Below are 15,453 nucleotides of genomic sequence, written 5' to 3'. Positions count from 1 at the left end.
AAGTAAGATTATACAAAAATCAAGTTTAAAAGTCAAGAATTCTAACAATTTTTACCTTTTGATTTTGTGCCAGGCTTGAGCTTTCAAGCTCACTGATAAGCAAATACTCATTTTCAAGTAAAACCTTAAGCATATTTGAGCCAAAGTTTTTAGCATAAGGTGTAAAAACACCATTTTCAAATTTGCCAAAGATGAAGTTGTTACGCCCGCTTTTTAGCTCTATGTCCTTACTTAAAAGGGCTTCATAGCTTTTATCTTGTAAGATTGTGCCAAAAAATAAAGAAAAAAGCTTTGGCACGATCAAACGCGTAGCTAAAAAGCATGAAAGAGGATTGCCCGGTAAAACAAGGACAAGTTTGTTATCTTTTTGAAAAAGCTTACTTGGTTTGATAAATTTAGCCTTTATACCCTCAAAAATAGGCGTAAAGCCAAGCTCTTTTAAGGCTTTTTGCATAAAATCAGCCTCACCAACACTAGCTGCACCGCTCGTTATAAGCAAATCATAGTTGCAATTTATCAAAGCCTTTTTTACCTCACTAAGCTCATCTTTAATGATGCCAAGATAGGAAAGCTCTATGCTTGGCTGCGTAAGCTGGGCTATAATGCTTGTAGCGTTTGTATTATAAACGCTGTTTTCATCAGCTTCTTGCCAAGGCTCTTTTAGTTCATTTCCGCTTGAAAGCACACCTACACGAAGCTTTTTATATACTTTAAGCTTGCTTATGCCCTGACTTGCAAGCAGGGCTAAGTGAGTGTTTGTTAAAAGCGTGCCTTTTTGAAACAAGGGTTCATTTTGTTGATATTCCTCGCCTTTAAAACGCACGGCATTAAGACGTTTTGGTGGATTTTTGATGATAAGTTTGCCTTCTTGTATGCACTCATCTTCTATCATTAAAATCGTATCAGCATTTTTGGGTAGCTTTGCTCCTGTCATGATCTTATAGCATTCGCAAGGTTTAAGCTCGTATTCAGCCTTATCTCCAGCAAAAATCACTCCTTTTATATGTAAGGGCTTATCTTTATCATCATAATTGAAAGCATAGCCATCAAGGGCTGAGTTTGTAAAACGTGGCGTATCAATCCTAGCTTTTATATCTTCAAAAAGCACTCTTTCTTTTGCCTTAAAAAGCTCTACATATTCAAAGCTAAAAAGCTCTTTTATATGATTTTCTAAAAGCTTTAAAGTGGCAAAAAGATCATTCATTCTTCAAGCCTTTTGATATTTGCTCCAAGGGCTTTGAATTTTTCCTCAAGTCTCTCATAACCACGATCTAAATGATAAATTCTATGCACGCGGCTCACACCTTTTGCCGCAAGGGCTGCTAAGATGAGAGCTGAACTTGCCCTTAAATCAGTCGCCATCAAATCAGCTCCATTAAGCTCCTTGCCTCCATTGATCGTAGCAATATGTCCGTTTAATCTTATATCAGCTCCCATTCTTAAAAGCTCACTTGCGTGCATAAAGCGGTTTTCAAATAGCCTTTCATCAATGATACTTGTGCCATTTGCTTTGAGCGCTAAAGCCATAAATTGCGCTTGCATATCAGTTGGAAAGCCCGGATATTCACTTGTAATGATCTCAACGGGCTTGATTTCTTTGGCTGGAAGTATGGTGATTGCATCATCTTGCACCTCTATACCAAAGCCCATTTGTTTGAGTTTATCTAAAACCGCACTTAAATGACTTGCATTTGCTTTACAAATCGTAATTTTTGAATTTGTAATCGCTGCAGCACATAGGTAAGTTCCTGCTTCTATCCTATCTGGTATAACACTAAATTCTTGAAACTCTAAAAGCTCGCCATCACTTCCTATTATCTCAAGTTCATCACTTCCTATGCCTTTTATATCAAGTCCAGCATTTACTAAAACCTCACAAAGCTGCACCACTTCAGGCTCTTTAGCGACATTAATGAGTCTTGTTTTACCTTTTGCAAGGCTTGCTGCCATGATGATATTTTCACTGCCTGTAACTGTGATCTTATCAAAGATGATCTCAGCTCCTTTAAGCTCGCCACTTGCCATAACATAGCCTTGCTTTATGCTGATATTTGCACCCATTTTTTCAAGGGCTTGCAAATGCAGATCAATTGGGCGTTGTCCTATAGCACAACCTCCGGGTAAGCTTACTTCACACTGATGAAAGCGAGCAAGCAAGGGTCCAAGTGTAAGTATAGAAGCACGCATTTTTCGCACTATATCATACACAGCTTTAGTGTTATTAAGCTTGCTTGTGTTTATCCTTGCATTGTGGTTTTTAAGCTCATACTCAGCCCCTAAATTCTCAAGCAAAACAAAAAGTGTTTTGATATCAGCAACTTCTGGGATATTATGGATAAGCACTTCATTTTTGGCTAAAATGCTTGAGACGATAAGGGGTAGGGCAGCATTTTTTGCACCGCTAATCTCTACACTTCCACTTAGATAATCACAAGCTTGAATTTGAAGGTATTGCATCGTTTTCCTTTTATGATAATAAAAAATTTTAGCATATTTTTAAGACAAATTGCCTAAATTTAAACTTTCTTTATTTAAAATAAGCTTGGTTGAATGTCCAAGCTTTGGCTAAAAAAGCTTATGAACTCTTCTTGGTTTTCAAAAATCAAGCAATATCTAAAGTCTTTATATGCTTTTAAATCCTCTAAACTTGAATAAGAAAAATCACAAAAAAGAGTATTTTTAGCCGCTGTTTTAAAGCCTTTAACCTTACTTAAATGCGTAGCCAAAAAGTCAAAATGAAGCTCATTTTTAGCAAGTAAAAAAGCCCTTGAGCTTGAGCCAAATTCACAAATTTCATTGTTTTTATTGATAAAATAAACTTGCAAAAAATCAAGTTTTTTTTCCTTTATGTGAAGCCTTAAGTTATGTTCTAGGATAAAATTTACAAAGCTCGCAAAAAAAGAAGTATATACAAAAGGTAAGGCAAGGTTTTTAAAATACATTTGCTTACAAATAAAGCTTGTAGAAAACAAGCTTGAATGCTCTAAAAGCGTAAATTCGCATGCCTTAAGCGTATCAAAACTCGCACAAATTCGAAACAAATACAGTTCTTTATCACAAAAAAAGAGTGTTTTTTTCTTTGCATTGATAAGTTTTGAAAAGTCCAAAAACACCTCACCACTTAAACGCTCAAGATAAAATACCTCGCAAAAATCAAGCGCTAAAGGCTCGCAAAGCACAAACTCAAGCTCTTTTTCCTCACACATAAAACGCATGAGCTTTAAGATAGCCAAGCTTAAATCCTCGCAATAAAGATAAAAAACTTCCTTATCTTTAAGCAAAAGCTTTTTTTCACTAATGATAGCAAAAGCACCTTTTTGCACAGCTTCATTGATAGCTTCTTCATCATTTGAAAAAAAAGCAAAGCCGTGTTTGAGCTCATTTAAACTTATAGCAAAGCCACTTACGCTTGAAGTAGAGCCTTCATTAAGCATTTGAGTTTGTAAAAGCTCGTTTAAATTTGAGATATTCATCAGCCTACTATAGAGCCGTTTTCTACAAGTTGCTCTGGGCTTATAAGCACAAGCTTATCTTTACTTTTTGCTGAAAGTATCATGCCATCGCTTTCATGCCCAAAAATTTTAGCTTTTTTAAGATTGCTTAAGAGGCATACTTGCTTGCCAATGAGGCTTTGAGGCTCATAAAATTTAGCTATGCCTGATAGAACTTGTCTTAACTCGCCATTTTCAAGCTCAAGTATAAATTTCAAAAGCTTTTCACTACCTTCTATACTTTGACAATCTTTAACAAGGGCTATTTTGATCTCAATCTTTGCAAAATCATCAATTTTTATTTTTTGTGTTTTTTGTTCTTGAATTGGCTCTTGTATAGCAGGCTTTAAGCGAGCTTCTTCTATCTTGGTAAATAAAGGCTCACAAGCCTTGCTTTGAAAAGAAAGCAATTCATCGTCTAAGATAAGTTTTTGATAATTTTCACTTGTTATTGCAAAGCCTAAGCTAAGGGCTATTTTTTCACAACTTTGTGGTAGGGCAGGGCTTAAAAGCACACTTACCTTTGCAAGTATGTTCGCACATAAAGCAACTAGGGCATTTGCTTTTTTTGTATCGCCATTTTTGATTAAATTCCAAGGCTCGTATTTGCTTATGCTTGAGTTTGCAAGGCTTAAAGCCTTAAAAAGCTCTTCTAAATACCTGCTTGTTTGCACGCTTTCTAAAAAATTTATGGCATTAAAGAGATATTCTTTGGTTTGTGTAAGCTCGCTTGTGAAAAATTCTTTTATATCCTCGCTTTGAATGCTTGAATTTGAGTATTTTGCACTCATACCTACTATACGACTTAAAAGATTGCCAAGTTCGTTGCAAAGCTCTGAATTAACGCGGTTTATAAAGGCTGTTTCGTTAAAATCTCCATCATTTCCAAAAGGCATTTCTCTTAGTAAAAAATACCGCATAGGCTCTATACCATAAGCATCTTTTAATTCTTTTGGTTTGATGACATTGCCTTTGCTTTTACTCATCTTTTCCCCATCCCTTGTCCACCAACCATGAGCGCCTATATAACGAGGTAAGGGCAGATCAACACTCATTAAAAAAGCGATCCAATACACAGCATGAAAACGCAATATATCCTTACCTACAAGATGAATATGGGCTGGAAAAAATTTTGCGTTTTTGCCATTTTCAAGATAATCAAGACTAGAAAGATAGATAAAAAGTGCATCAAGCCATACATAAATCACATGTTTTTCATCATTCATCTCTTTTGGTAAAGCTATGCCCCAATCAAAGCTTGTCCTTGTGATAGAAAGGTCTTTTAAGCCACCTTGCACGAAGTTGATAAGTTCATTTTTTTTGTTTTTAGGTAAGATAGGATCAGCTTCTTCATACCATTTTAAAATCGCTTTTTCATATTTTGAAAGGCGGAAAAAATAGCTTTCTTCTTTGACAAGCTGAGTATTTTTACCACAATCTGGGCAGGTATTGTTAGCAAGAAGTTGGCTTTGAGTAAAAAAACTCTCACAAGAAACACAATAATGCCCCTCATAAGTGCCCTTATAAATATCACCCTTTTCAAACATCTTTATAAACATAGCTTGCACGCATTTTATATGCCTTTCATCTGTGGTGCGTGCGTATATATCATAAGTGATATTAAACTCGTCCCAAAGCTCTTTAAATTCAGCACTGATTTTATCAGCATAAGCCTTTGGGTTTGAATTTTTTTGTTTAGCAGCTTGTTCTATCTTTTGTCCGTGTTCATCTGTTCCTGTTAAAAAAAGCGTTTGCTCGCCTTGCAAGCGGTAAAATCTTGCCAAGGTATCAGCGATGATAGTCGTATAAGCATGCCCTAAATGAGGTGCATCATTAACATAATAAATAGGAGTAGTTAAATATCTCATTTTTTTCCTTATAATTTTGCAAGCTTTAAAAATAAGCTTACTTTTACTTATTTTAAATTTGAGAGTATAGCAAATTTAAGCTTTGATAAAGCATAAAACAAGGCTTTAAAAGTCAAATCCACCTTCATTTTTGCCTTTTGACATAGAATTATATACAGCTAAAACATAGTTTTTTCGTATTTGGCATTCAAAAAGTTCCTTACAATCAAAACAAGTTTGCATATTTTTTTCTTGCTGACAGCTTTGTAAAATTTGCTTTTTTTCCTCAAGCTCAAGTTCAAAAGAATCTTTTTCACTCACTTCACTCATTGTTCTGCCTTAAAGCTTAAAAGCTTGTCAATTTCATAACTTGAGCCAAAAAAACAAGGCGTAGTAGAATGAGGCTTGCTAAATTCAAGTTCAAGTAAGCTTTTATTTATGCCATTGCTTGTCTTACCTCCTGCTTTTTCGCATATATAAGCAAAAGGAAAAACCTCAAAAAAGGCTCTAAGTTTTCCATTTGGTGCATCAGTAGTGGCTGGATAACTAAAAAGCCCTCCACCCTTGCATAAAATTTGGTGTATATCACTTACCATAGCCCCACTATATCTTAAGCGGTAACCCTCGTCAAAAAGACTTTTAATAAAGCTTGCATGAGTTTTGCTCCAGTTTTTTTGTGTGCCACCTGTAGCGTTGATCTTGCCCTTTTGGCTCAGCTTTAAGTCTTTGATATACTCAAACTCATTTTTATGATTGAGGCGGTAAAGTTTAGGTATATCAGTGCAAATGATAAGCTCAAGTCTAGCTGAATATATACTATAAATAGCCATTTTGAGATTTTTTGCACTCATTTTTTCCTCATAAATTCCAAAGATAGAGCCAACTGCAAAATTTACATCAAGCAAAGATGAGCCATCAAGTGGATCATAAGCTACTATATATTTAGCTTCTGTATTTAGCTCAAGGGCTTCTGGTTTTTCTTCACTTACAAGGGCTTTGATATTTTTGCACTTACTTAAAATTTCAGTGATAATCATATCACTTTTAACATCAAGTTTAAGTTGGGTATCTCCTGTTGCATTGTGCGTGCTTTGATAGCCTGTATCTGGGAATTTAAGCTCATTTGCTATGTTTAAAACAGCTTTTTGTATATGAGAAATAATCTCTTGCATTTTCTATCCTTTAAATTGAAAAGCATTTTGCAAGATAAAGCTTGCAATGCCTTTTATATCATCAAGATCAAGCCAAGTTAGTGTGTTATTTTTGGGCTTTTCATAGCTTGCTATAGCATTGCATACGCTAAAATAACTCTCATCAAGCTTATCTTTAAAAACACCGATTCTAGGGTAGGGCAGGGTTTTTAGCCCCTCGATCAAAAATAGATCAAAATCCCCAGCCAGCCTCAAGCACTCTTCAACGCTTCTTGGCTCATGTGAAAAAAAAGTCGTTCTTGTAGGACTTAGCACGAAAACTTCAGCCTTGTTTTCAAAAAAACTAAAACTATCCTTGCCCTTTGTATCAAAGCAAGCCTTATCGCTTGGATCGTGCTTTAGCACAAAAACCTTTAAATTTTGGGCGCTAAAATGCTTTATAAGCTTGTTAATCAAAGTTGTTTTGCCTGAATTTGAAGGACCGCTAAAAGCCATAACTTGTTTTTTCACAATTTTCCTTAAAAATTTAAAAAATTATAACTTTTTAAAGCAAAAAATAGAGTTAAAAAAGTTAAAATATCATTAAAAATTTGGGAATTTTTATGATGAAAATATTGCTTTTTTGTGCCGTGTTTTTTTTCTTAAGCTGTTCTAAGCCTTTAAGTATCACTGATGAGTTAAGGGCTCAAGGCTTGATTCACACCCAAAAACAAAGAGTGGTCCAAAACGAGCATAATTTGATCTTTTTGCTAACTTATCTTAATCCTATCTTAGATGAGCTAAGTCAAGATGAGCTTTTTTTGCTTGGTATTACGCCTAAAATAGATGAAATTTCAGACATTGCAATCAGCCTTGATCAAGAACAAGGCGAACTTAATCTTCTTGAAAAAGATGACGAGCTTTTAAAATATGTCTTTACAAACGAATATTCAAGTTATTACAAACTTAGCTTTAAAGAAAAAAGTGCTTCTGTGCTTAAGCTTAATCTTTGCGTGAAGGCTCAGTGTTTTGAACTAAACTTTCAAAAATACTCGAAATCTTTGTATTATCGTTCAGTAGATGTAGATACGCAATATAATTAGCTAATACCTTTTTTGCATAAATCCTGCTTTCTTGATACGGCACAAGTTCCATTGATAAAAAAGGCTCAAATTTACCCTTTTTAAACATATCATCTCGTGCAAGCATTTTGTTTGTAAAGCCTATACCGCCATTATACGCATAAGCGATAAAAACAGGGGATTTTAGCCTTTCTTCAAGATAATTTAAATGATGATTAGCAAAAAAATACGCCGTTTTTGGATCAAACATATCATCTTGATCAAAATCTTTAAGCTTTAATTCTTTTTGTGCGATATGATTTGCCACAAAAGGCATAAATTGCATCATTCCAAGTGCGTAAGAGGTTGAAACAGCAGTTGGGATAAAACGGCTTTCTTGTCTAGCAATGGCTAAGATAAGTGCTTGACGCTTAGTATCATAGTCCTTGATAAACTCATAATAAGGCATGATAAAGTAATTGTTTTTAAATTTAAACTGCCTTTCAAGTATATACGCATAAATAGGCAGGGTGTGCTTTGAGTTAAACTCTTTTGCAAGGGTTTCAAGTTCTTTTGGGCTTGCTTTTTGAATTTTTTTTGCTGTGCTTTGCCACAAAAAAGGATCTTTCATATTAAAATTTGATTTTGTATCTTTTGCCTCAAGAAAAGTAATAGGAGGCAAGGGCTCACGCATAAGCTCTTTGGCATAAAGGCTATAGATATTTAAACTTTGGCTTTTGGCTAGGCTTTGTAAATGTTCTTTTTTCTTGTTAATCTGCCATATCCAAAATAAAGCATTATCTTTATCAGCGGCTTTATCAAAGCTTTCATAGGCTTTTTGAAAGAAAGCAAGAGCTTTTTTTTCATCATTAAAAAGCAAGGCATTTACGCCCAGATAAAAAGCCACACCTTCACTTACCATACTTGGATCGATTTTTACAAAAGAGGAGCGAAGTTTTGGGGCTTGTTTTTTGATGATTAAATCTTGAGCAAACTTTGCAAAGCCATTTTGCTTGGCAAGTTCATTTAAAAAGCTGGCATTAACATTATCTAAATCACTTGCTTTTAAAAAAGTAAAGGTGCGTATAAAATCCTTGCTGTTTTGATTATTTACAAGAAAAGTTAAGATATTTGTATCATTAAAGGCTAAAAGTAGGGTGCTTAAATCACTACCTTTGTAATGATATGCAAGGTTTTGACGCGTATTTGTATCAAGATTTGAGATAAAAGCAAGTGAGCTAAGCCTAAATTTTTGACAAGTTGTATTTGCTTCTGTGATGGTTTTTGTGGTGTAATTATAGCATTTTGCGTATTTTGGATCAACATAGGCTTTGGGTGGAGGCACAAGTTTTTCTAAGTCTTTTTTAATCTTTCCAGCATAGCGAAAAATTTGCTTACGCAAGCTATTTGCTTCTTTTTTTGAAATTTGATTTTCCTCAAGCAAGCGGTGCAGGTAATAATCCTTAGCTAAAGAATTATCCTTTGTTTTTAAGGTTTGCAGATCATAAATGGCTGCAAATGCCACAGCACAAGTAAAAACTAAAGCTAAAACTATCCTCATAAAGCCAACCTTGCGATATTGCCTATCAAGATACTGATAAATTGAAGAGCGATAATGATGATTAAAGGAGCAAGATCAATAGCGCCTATTCTTGTAGGGATAAAACGCACAAGGCGGTAAGCTGGGGCTGAGAGCTTGTAAAGAATTTGCACGATTGGATTATAAGGATCAGGATTTACCCAAGAGATAAGGGCTGTGATGATAATCACCCACATATAAGCATTGATAAGTATTTGAATCACGCCAATTACTGAAAGCAAAAAAGAACTTCCCAACACATCAACCATGTTTTTCTCCTAAAATTTCTTTCATCAAAGGCTTTAAAAGAGGATAAAGCTCGCTTAAATCAGGACCATGCAAAGAACTAGTAAGCAGCAGCCTCAAAGGTGCAAAAAAAGCCTTGCCTTTAAGCTTGCTTTTAGTTAAAAGCTCGTTTTTAAAGCCCTCATAATCTAAATTTGAAAGCTCAAGCTGCGTTAGAATTTCTTTTAAAAGCTTAATTTGTTCTTCATATTCTTTATACTCAGCTAAATGCGTATTTGGCTTAAAAATGCCTTGTAGCTTTTCTTTAAGCTCATTTATAGTGCTTGCTTCTTGAGTATAAAACTTAGCTAGTTTTGCAAAATCAGCCTTTAAATTTAAGCTTAAGCCCAGCTCATCAAAGCCTAAAAGTCCTGCTAAGCTCTCATCATCAAGTCTTTTGATGTGTTCTCTGTTGATTTGTAAAAGCTTTTTAAGATCAAAACGAGCAGGGGCTTTGCTGATCTTTTTAAGATCAAAAAACTCTACTGCTTCTTTAAGTGTAAAAATTTCTTGTGGGGTTTTATTGCCAAGTAAAAGCAAATAATTTGCAATGCTAGCAGGCAAAATTCCAAGCTCTAAAAGCCATTTTACGCTAGAATGCGCTTCTCTTTTACTCATCTTTAGCCTTTCTTCGTTTAAAATGATAGGCAAATGTGCATAAAGCATAGGCTTATCATAGCCTAAACTTGCTCTAATATGCTCTTGTTTAGGCGTGTTTGAAGTGTGATCTTCCCCTCTTATAATGCAAGTAACGCCCTCCATCATATCATCAACCGCACAAGCAAAATTATAAGTTGGGGTTTTATCAGCCCTCATAATCACAAAACTATCTATATTTTCAGGCTCAAAATGAAGTTTTCCCTTGATCAAATCCGTAAATTCCATAGCCTTGCTTGGTTTTTTAAGGCGGATCACAAAGGGCTTTTCATTATCTAAAACCTCGCTATCGCTAAGTTTTTCACAAGTGCCATCATAGCGGTATGGCTTACCCTCAGCCTTAGCCTTTTCTTTTTTTGCCTCAAGCTCCTCAGTCGTGCAAAAACAAGCAAAGGCTTTTTTTTCACTCACTAGCTTTAAAGCCATTTGGCGGTGGTATTTTAAATTCTTACTTTGCACATAAAAATGCTGCCAATTCACACCAAAAAGCTTCAAAAGCTCTTTGATCTCCTCATCTTTACCAGCGATATTTCTAGCTGTATCAGTATCTTCTATACGCAAAATAAAGCCACTTTTATCCTGCAAAGAACAAAGATAATTAATCAAAGCTGCCCTTAAATTGCCTATGTGCATATCCCCGGTAGGCGAGGGTGCAAATCTATACATTAAATTTTCTCATTTTCTTTATAAATTTAAAGCTTCAATTATAGCTTGAAAAGATTAATAAAAGCTAAGCAAAACTAAGTCAAAGCCTGTGCGATAAGCTCGGCTTGCTTTATTGCATTTTCTGCGGTGATTTTAATCATATTTGGTGGATAGCCAAATTCTCTTAACACTTTTCTAACGGCGATTCTAAGCTGTGCCCTTACACTTTCTCTTATTTCCCAGTCTAAACTCGCTTTTGATTTTATCTCTAAAAATACTGCCTTTGAAAGCTCTAGCAAAGCCTGTTTTCCCATCACTTCTTCTACGCTTTTATTTTCCACCAAAACACTATAAAAAGCAAATTCATATTCACTTAGCCCAAGCTCCTTTTTATCCTTATCCTGTTTTATCAGCTCCTTGCTAAGCTCTATTAGCTCTTCTATAACCTTTGTCGCATTGATAAGCTTATTTTGATAATTTAGCAAAATTTCAGTCATTTTTTCAAATAAACTCTTAGTCCTTAGCTCGCTTTGCATTCTGGCTTTTAGTTCATCATTTAAAAGCTTTCTTAAAGTCTCAAGTGCGATATGCTTATGTTTATATGCTCTCATATCCTCTAAAAATTCATTTGAAAGTATGGATATATCTTTTGTATTAAGTTTACTTTTATCCAAAATATCAACTATACCCTCGCTTTTTAATTCATTATCAATGATTTGTTTTATAAGGCTTTGTTGTTCTCTATCTATAGAAATTTTACTTTCTTGCTGGCTTTTTTTGATTCTATTTTTTAGCATATCAAAAAGAGCGATTTCTTTTGCAAGTTCATTTGCTTTTTCATTTGGCAAAAGTAGGGTATAGGCTTTTATTAGCTGTGTGCATTCATCTAAAAAGCGTCTTTTTTCTTTTTCATCACTTAAGATTTTATTTATGATTTGCTGGATAATTTCTAGTTTATTTATATCAGATTCTTTAAAATACTGCATATAATCAAACTCAAAAAGCATATCTTTTATCACTTCATATTTTTCTAGCATTTTTTGTTCTAGCTCGCTTTTATCAGCGATAAACTCACTTTGAGAATCTTTAGTATAAAATTTTAAAGCCTCTTGCAAAGATGTCATTATACCGATATAATCAACGATAAGCCCTCCGCTTTTATCCTTACATACTCTATTTACGCGAGCAATTGCTTGCATGAGATTATGCCCGCTCATAGGCTTATCCACATACAAAGTATGCAAAGGCGGTGCGTCAAAGCCTGTCAGCCACATATCACAAACGATGATAAAATCAAGCTCATCATTTATATCTTTGACGCGATTTGCGATGATTTTTTGCTCTTCTTTGCTTGTATGAAAGCTCGCTAGCTCCGCCCCATCATCGCTACTTGCAGTGATGATAAGCTTAGCACGCCCCTTTTTGCAGTCCGTATCGTGCAAGCTAGGCTCAAGGGCGATGAGCTCCTTATATAAATCAACAGCGATTTGCCTACTCATACACGCTATCATCGCCTTACCCTTAAGCTTTTGCTTTTTAGCGTTAAAATGCTCTAGTATATCCTTAGCCACAGCCTGCAGTCTTTGCTTTGCACCTATGATTTGACTAAGTTTTAGGGCGTTAGTATTATTTTTGTCTTTTAAGTTCTTATCTAAATTTTCTATGAGCTTTTTACCCTCATCACTCAAATGAATCTTAGCAAGCCTACTTTCATAATACAGCGGCACAGTAGCCCCGTCCTCCACAGCCTGCTTCATATCATAAATATCGATATAATCCCCAAAAACACTACGCGTATTGGCATCATCTTTTTCTATAGGCGTTCCGCTAAAGCCTATATAAGTGGCATTTGGCAGGGCATCACGCACATTTTGCGCGTAACCATAGCTGATTTTCTCGCCCCTTAATCTCGCCTCAAAGCCATACTGCGTGCGGTGCGCCTCATCAGTGATAACGATAATATCCTCTCTATTGCTTAAAGTCTCAAAGCGTTCGTTCTCATCTTTAAATTTTTGCATAGTTGAAAAGATAATCCCACCTTTTATACCCTTTAGCACACTTTTAAGCTCTTGGGTAGAATCTATGCGTTTTGGAGTGGTTCTTAAAAGCTCGCTTGAGTGGCTAAAGGTGGTAAAAAGTTGATTGTCTAAGTCGTTCCTATCGGTTAAAATTACAAGGGTTGGATTGCTTAGCTTGTCTAAAGCCTTAGCTGCAAAAAATACCATAGAAAGGCTTTTTCCACTACCTTGTGTGTGCCAGACTACGCCGCCTTTTTTGCTTTCTCCAGCTACGCCCTCACTCATCGCCTTTTGCGTGCTTAAAATGGCTTTATTTACAGCATAGTATTGATGATATGCAGCGATTTTTTTGATGATTTTACTTTGTGCGTAGCCGTTTTTATCAAGGAATTTGACATTTTCATAAGTGATAAAAAAGCGGATAAAATCAAGTAAAACACTAGGATTAAACAAGCCATTTATAAGATTTGTTAGCTCAAGTTTAGAATCTGCTTGCTTATCTTTAATCTTCCACGATAAAAAGCGGGAAAAATCCGCACTCAAGCTTCCTACCTTAGCACTAAAACCATCGCTAATAATGCATAATTCATTCGCAACAAAAAGCGCGCAAGATTCTGCCTTATAAGTTTGAATTTGATTAAAGGCATTTTCCAAAGTCGCATTTATATCAAGGGGATTTTTCAGCTCAAAAACCACCAAAGGCAAGCCATTGATAAAAAGCAAAACATCAAAGCGATTTGTAGCCTTTTGACGAAAGGAAAATTGACGAGTTGCTAAAAATTCATTTAAAGCCACATTTTCAAAGTCGATAAGCTCTAAATTTATGCTTCGCTCCTCCCCACCAGCAAACACTCTTAAACTCATACCATTGATAAGATAATTATGAAAAGCCTTGTTTTGCTCTAAAAGCTCGTTATTATCACTTGCAAGCTGGGTAAGTTTTTTATACGCTTCTTTGACTAAATTTTCCTTTTGCTCCTCATTTAAAAAATCATATCTTTTATTTTGAGCGAAATTTAAAGCATAAATTGAGCGTAAAAACTCTTCTTGCAAAATCCACTCATCGCTTTTTCTTTGCAAGCTTTTAGCTTCTTTATACTCATAACCAAGATTTGTTAAAAGCTCTATAGCTTCTTTTTCTATGGTGTTTTCATTTATTTGGTTGGTTGGCATTTAGTTATCCTGTGATTGCTTAATGTTTGTTTCAATAAAATCTCGCATATCTTTGATTGATTGTTTAAGCTCTTCTTTTGTAAATCTATCGTTATGCTTATTTTCTGGGTGATGTATTTGGTGTCTTATATATTCTGTTAAAATTATATCTTCTGACTTTGTTTCGCCTTTTTTAGTAACTCTAATATATTCCCTAATATCCCTGTCCTTTTTATACTCATCAAATTTCTTTTCAGCTTCTATATATCCATATAATTCATTATGATATTCTTCATAGGCTTCGCCAAAAGCTAAGAAAATTATTTCATAAAGAGAAGGTATTGGCATACTTTGCTTTTCTATTTTAACAACTTCTTTAAAGCTCCCGTTATCTTTTAAAAGTCTTATATTATCAAAATCAAGCATTTTAACAATAGATGGACTATGTGTAGTAAGAATGACTTGAGTTTTATCTGTTTTAGAGAGTTCTAAAAGAGCATTAATAAGCATATATTGGTAATTAAAATGCTGAGAAGTTTCAGGTTCTTCTATCGCATAAATAATGTTTGGAGCTTTTGCCATATTTCTTTTTCTTTCAGCTTCAGCTCTAAAGAAATTTAATAAAATTAGCCTTTTAACTCCACTTCCTCGTTTATTAATAGGAATATCCTCATCGCCTGTTATGGAAACATTTTTAAAAACATCTACCCATTTTAAACTACTAGTTTCTGGTATATTCGGGTTTAAACTATCGGCAATTTCTGGGTTCATCTCTTTTAGCTTATCAATGGTGTTTTTAGTAACTTCTTGCAGCGATTCTCTAACTTTCTCTGCAACCTTATCTAATGTTTTTTGTATCTCTTCATCTTTAAAAATTTCACTTACGGCAAGTTTCATTGGATTTTGTATTTCATTGTCCCCATCACTATTTTTTCTATCTGATTGAAATAGTGAATATGAAGGCATATATTTTTTTAATTGTTCCCAAATATTTTTAGCCTCTTCTTTACTTGCGTCAATTTCAACTTCTTCACACTGCAAATCATCTTTAAAATGTTCCCATACGGCTTTTCTTATGGTTGCACTTTTCGTTTTGTCTTCACATTTAATTTCTTCGTCTTCTAAAATTTTTTTCAAGCTTGTAATTTTTGTTATTAATAAATTATTGCATCTTTCATTAGTCGGGTGATAGGCTTTGATAAAAACACTTTCAGTTGCTTTTGATCCAAATTTGTATTCTTTTATAATTTCAAGTTTTCCATCATTATTTAACAAATACTCATCACTTAATGTGGTAGGATTGGTAGAATCAATTATAATCTCACTAGGCAAATCATCAAAAACTATAGTTATTCTAATATTTGCATTTTCATTTTCAGCTAAAGCTTGCTTGTTAATATCATCTTTATCAAGCTTTACAACACCAGAATTTTCGTTTAAAAAAATATCTAATGCCTCTAATATAGTAGATTTCCCAAAATCATTTTTTCCAACAAGTGCAGTTAAGTTTCCAAATTCAATTTCTATTTCATCTTTATAGCTTCTAAAATTCTTTATTTTTACCTTTGAAATTCTCATTGTAAATCTC

The 15,453-nt window shown here is 34.5% G+C and carries 13 protein-coding genes; 1 reads left to right on the top strand and 12 read right to left on the bottom strand.

The window, feature by feature from the left end; translation table 11 throughout:
- Window positions 1–25: 25 nt before the first annotated feature.
- The 7 genes from DMB95_RS02985 to mobB form a co-directional block, all read right to left on the bottom strand.
- Complete coding sequence (locus DMB95_RS02985) at window positions 26–1,204, bottom strand: molybdopterin molybdotransferase MoeA (RefSeq protein WP_142930864.1); 1,179 nt, start codon at window positions 1,202–1,204, stop codon at window positions 26–28.
- Window positions 1,201–2,457, bottom strand: a complete 1,257-nt coding sequence (murA, locus tag DMB95_RS02980) for a UDP-N-acetylglucosamine 1-carboxyvinyltransferase (RefSeq protein ID WP_137633051.1) — start codon at window positions 2,455–2,457, stop codon at window positions 1,201–1,203. The genes DMB95_RS02985 and murA overlap by 4 nt, the downstream gene beginning before the upstream one ends.
- Before the next feature lie 74 nt (window positions 2,458–2,531).
- Window positions 2,532–3,473 carry a hypothetical protein gene (locus DMB95_RS02975; protein WP_142930863.1) on the bottom strand — a complete coding sequence of 314 codons (942 nt, stop codon included), beginning with the start codon at window positions 3,471–3,473 and terminating at the stop codon, window positions 2,532–2,534.
- The gene (gene metG, locus DMB95_RS02970; protein WP_142930862.1) at window positions 3,473–5,359 is read right to left on the bottom strand and encodes a methionine--tRNA ligase; all 1,887 of its coding nucleotides are present in this window, start codon (window positions 5,357–5,359) and stop codon (window positions 3,473–3,475) included. The genes DMB95_RS02975 and metG overlap by 1 nt, the downstream gene beginning before the upstream one ends.
- A gap of 105 nt (window positions 5,360–5,464) precedes the next feature.
- The gene (locus tag DMB95_RS02965) at window positions 5,465–5,668 is read right to left on the bottom strand and encodes a hypothetical protein (protein ID WP_142930861.1); all 204 of its coding nucleotides are present in this window, start codon (window positions 5,666–5,668) and stop codon (window positions 5,465–5,467) included.
- Window positions 5,665–6,510, bottom strand: a complete 846-nt coding sequence (locus DMB95_RS02960) for a class 1 fructose-bisphosphatase (RefSeq protein WP_142930860.1) — start codon at window positions 6,508–6,510, stop codon at window positions 5,665–5,667. The genes DMB95_RS02965 and DMB95_RS02960 overlap by 4 nt, the downstream gene beginning before the upstream one ends.
- A gap of 3 nt (window positions 6,511–6,513) precedes the next feature.
- A complete protein-coding gene (gene mobB / locus DMB95_RS02955) occupies window positions 6,514–6,999 on the bottom strand; it encodes a molybdopterin-guanine dinucleotide biosynthesis protein B (RefSeq protein ID WP_142930859.1) in 486 nt (161 codons plus the stop codon).
- A gap of 92 nt (window positions 7,000–7,091) precedes the next feature.
- Here mobB and DMB95_RS02950 point away from each other — a divergent pair, with 92 nt between their 5' ends.
- The gene (locus DMB95_RS02950) at window positions 7,092–7,571 is read left to right on the top strand and encodes a hypothetical protein (protein WP_142930858.1); all 480 of its coding nucleotides are present in this window, start codon (window positions 7,092–7,094) and stop codon (window positions 7,569–7,571) included.
- On the opposite strand, the gene DMB95_RS02945 is transcribed toward DMB95_RS02950, so the two are convergent.
- The 5 genes from DMB95_RS02945 to DMB95_RS02925 all read right to left on the bottom strand — a co-directional run bounded on the left by DMB95_RS02945 (window position 7,471) and on the right by DMB95_RS02925 (window position 15,443).
- The gene (locus DMB95_RS02945) at window positions 7,471–9,090 is read right to left on the bottom strand and encodes a lytic transglycosylase domain-containing protein (RefSeq protein WP_142930857.1); all 1,620 of its coding nucleotides are present in this window, start codon (window positions 9,088–9,090) and stop codon (window positions 7,471–7,473) included. The genes DMB95_RS02950 and DMB95_RS02945 overlap by 101 nt on opposite strands.
- Window positions 9,087–9,377 carry a YggT family protein gene (locus DMB95_RS02940; RefSeq protein ID WP_202922020.1) on the bottom strand — a complete coding sequence of 97 codons (291 nt, stop codon included), beginning with the start codon at window positions 9,375–9,377 and terminating at the stop codon, window positions 9,087–9,089. Before DMB95_RS02940 ends, DMB95_RS02945 begins: the two co-directional genes overlap by 4 nt.
- Window positions 9,370–10,716 (bottom strand): glutamate--tRNA ligase, encoded by a 1,347-nt coding sequence (gene gltX / locus DMB95_RS02935; protein ID WP_142930856.1) that lies wholly within the window; start codon window positions 10,714–10,716, stop codon window positions 9,370–9,372. The genes DMB95_RS02940 and gltX overlap by 8 nt, the downstream gene beginning before the upstream one ends.
- A gap of 74 nt (window positions 10,717–10,790) precedes the next feature.
- Window positions 10,791–13,886: a type I restriction endonuclease subunit R gene (locus DMB95_RS02930; protein WP_142930855.1), complete on the bottom strand. Its 3,096-nt coding sequence runs from the start codon at window positions 13,884–13,886 to the stop codon at window positions 10,791–10,793.
- Window positions 13,887–15,443, bottom strand: a complete 1,557-nt coding sequence (locus DMB95_RS02925; RefSeq protein ID WP_142930854.1) for an ATP-binding protein — start codon at window positions 15,441–15,443, stop codon at window positions 13,887–13,889.
- Window positions 15,444–15,453 lie beyond the last annotated feature (10 nt).

It is taken from the genome of Campylobacter sp. MIT 12-8780, assembly GCF_006864535.1.
Taxonomy (GTDB): Bacteria; Campylobacterota; Campylobacteria; order Campylobacterales; family Campylobacteraceae; genus Campylobacter_D.
This window is presented reverse-complemented; position numbering and strand designations above follow the sequence as displayed.

What these genes read in the sequence shown, in the direction of transcription:
- DMB95_RS02925 (WP_142930854.1), bottom strand. Translation starts at nt 15,443, where the DNA reads ATGAGAATTTCAAAGGTAAAAATAAAGAATTTTAGAAGCTATAAAGAT.
- murA (WP_137633051.1), bottom strand. Translation starts at nt 2,457, where the DNA reads ATGCAATACCTTCAAATTCAAGCTTGTGATTATCTAAGTGGAAGTGTA.
- metG (WP_142930862.1), bottom strand. Translation starts at nt 5,359, where the DNA reads ATGAGATATTTAACTACTCCTATTTATTATGTTAATGATGCACCTCAT.
- DMB95_RS02960 (WP_142930860.1), bottom strand. Translation starts at nt 6,510, where the DNA reads ATGCAAGAGATTATTTCTCATATACAAAAAGCTGTTTTAAACATAGCA.
- DMB95_RS02945 (WP_142930857.1), bottom strand. Translation starts at nt 9,090, where the DNA reads ATGAGGATAGTTTTAGCTTTAGTTTTTACTTGTGCTGTGGCATTTGCA.
- gltX (WP_142930856.1), bottom strand. Translation starts at nt 10,716, where the DNA reads ATGTATAGATTTGCACCCTCGCCTACCGGGGATATGCACATAGGCAAT.
- DMB95_RS02940 (WP_202922020.1), bottom strand. Translation starts at nt 9,377, where the DNA reads ATGGTTGATGTGTTGGGAAGTTCTTTTTTGCTTTCAGTAATTGGCGTG.
- DMB95_RS02965 (WP_142930861.1), bottom strand. Translation starts at nt 5,668, where the DNA reads ATGAGTGAAGTGAGTGAAAAAGATTCTTTTGAACTTGAGCTTGAGGAA.
- DMB95_RS02985 (WP_142930864.1), bottom strand. Translation starts at nt 1,204, where the DNA reads ATGAATGATCTTTTTGCCACTTTAAAGCTTTTAGAAAATCATATAAAA.
- DMB95_RS02975 (WP_142930863.1), bottom strand. Translation starts at nt 3,473, where the DNA reads ATGAATATCTCAAATTTAAACGAGCTTTTACAAACTCAAATGCTTAAT.
- DMB95_RS02930 (WP_142930855.1), bottom strand. Translation starts at nt 13,886, where the DNA reads ATGCCAACCAACCAAATAAATGAAAACACCATAGAAAAAGAAGCTATA.
- DMB95_RS02950 (WP_142930858.1), top strand. Translation starts at nt 7,092, where the DNA reads ATGATGAAAATATTGCTTTTTTGTGCCGTGTTTTTTTTCTTAAGCTGT.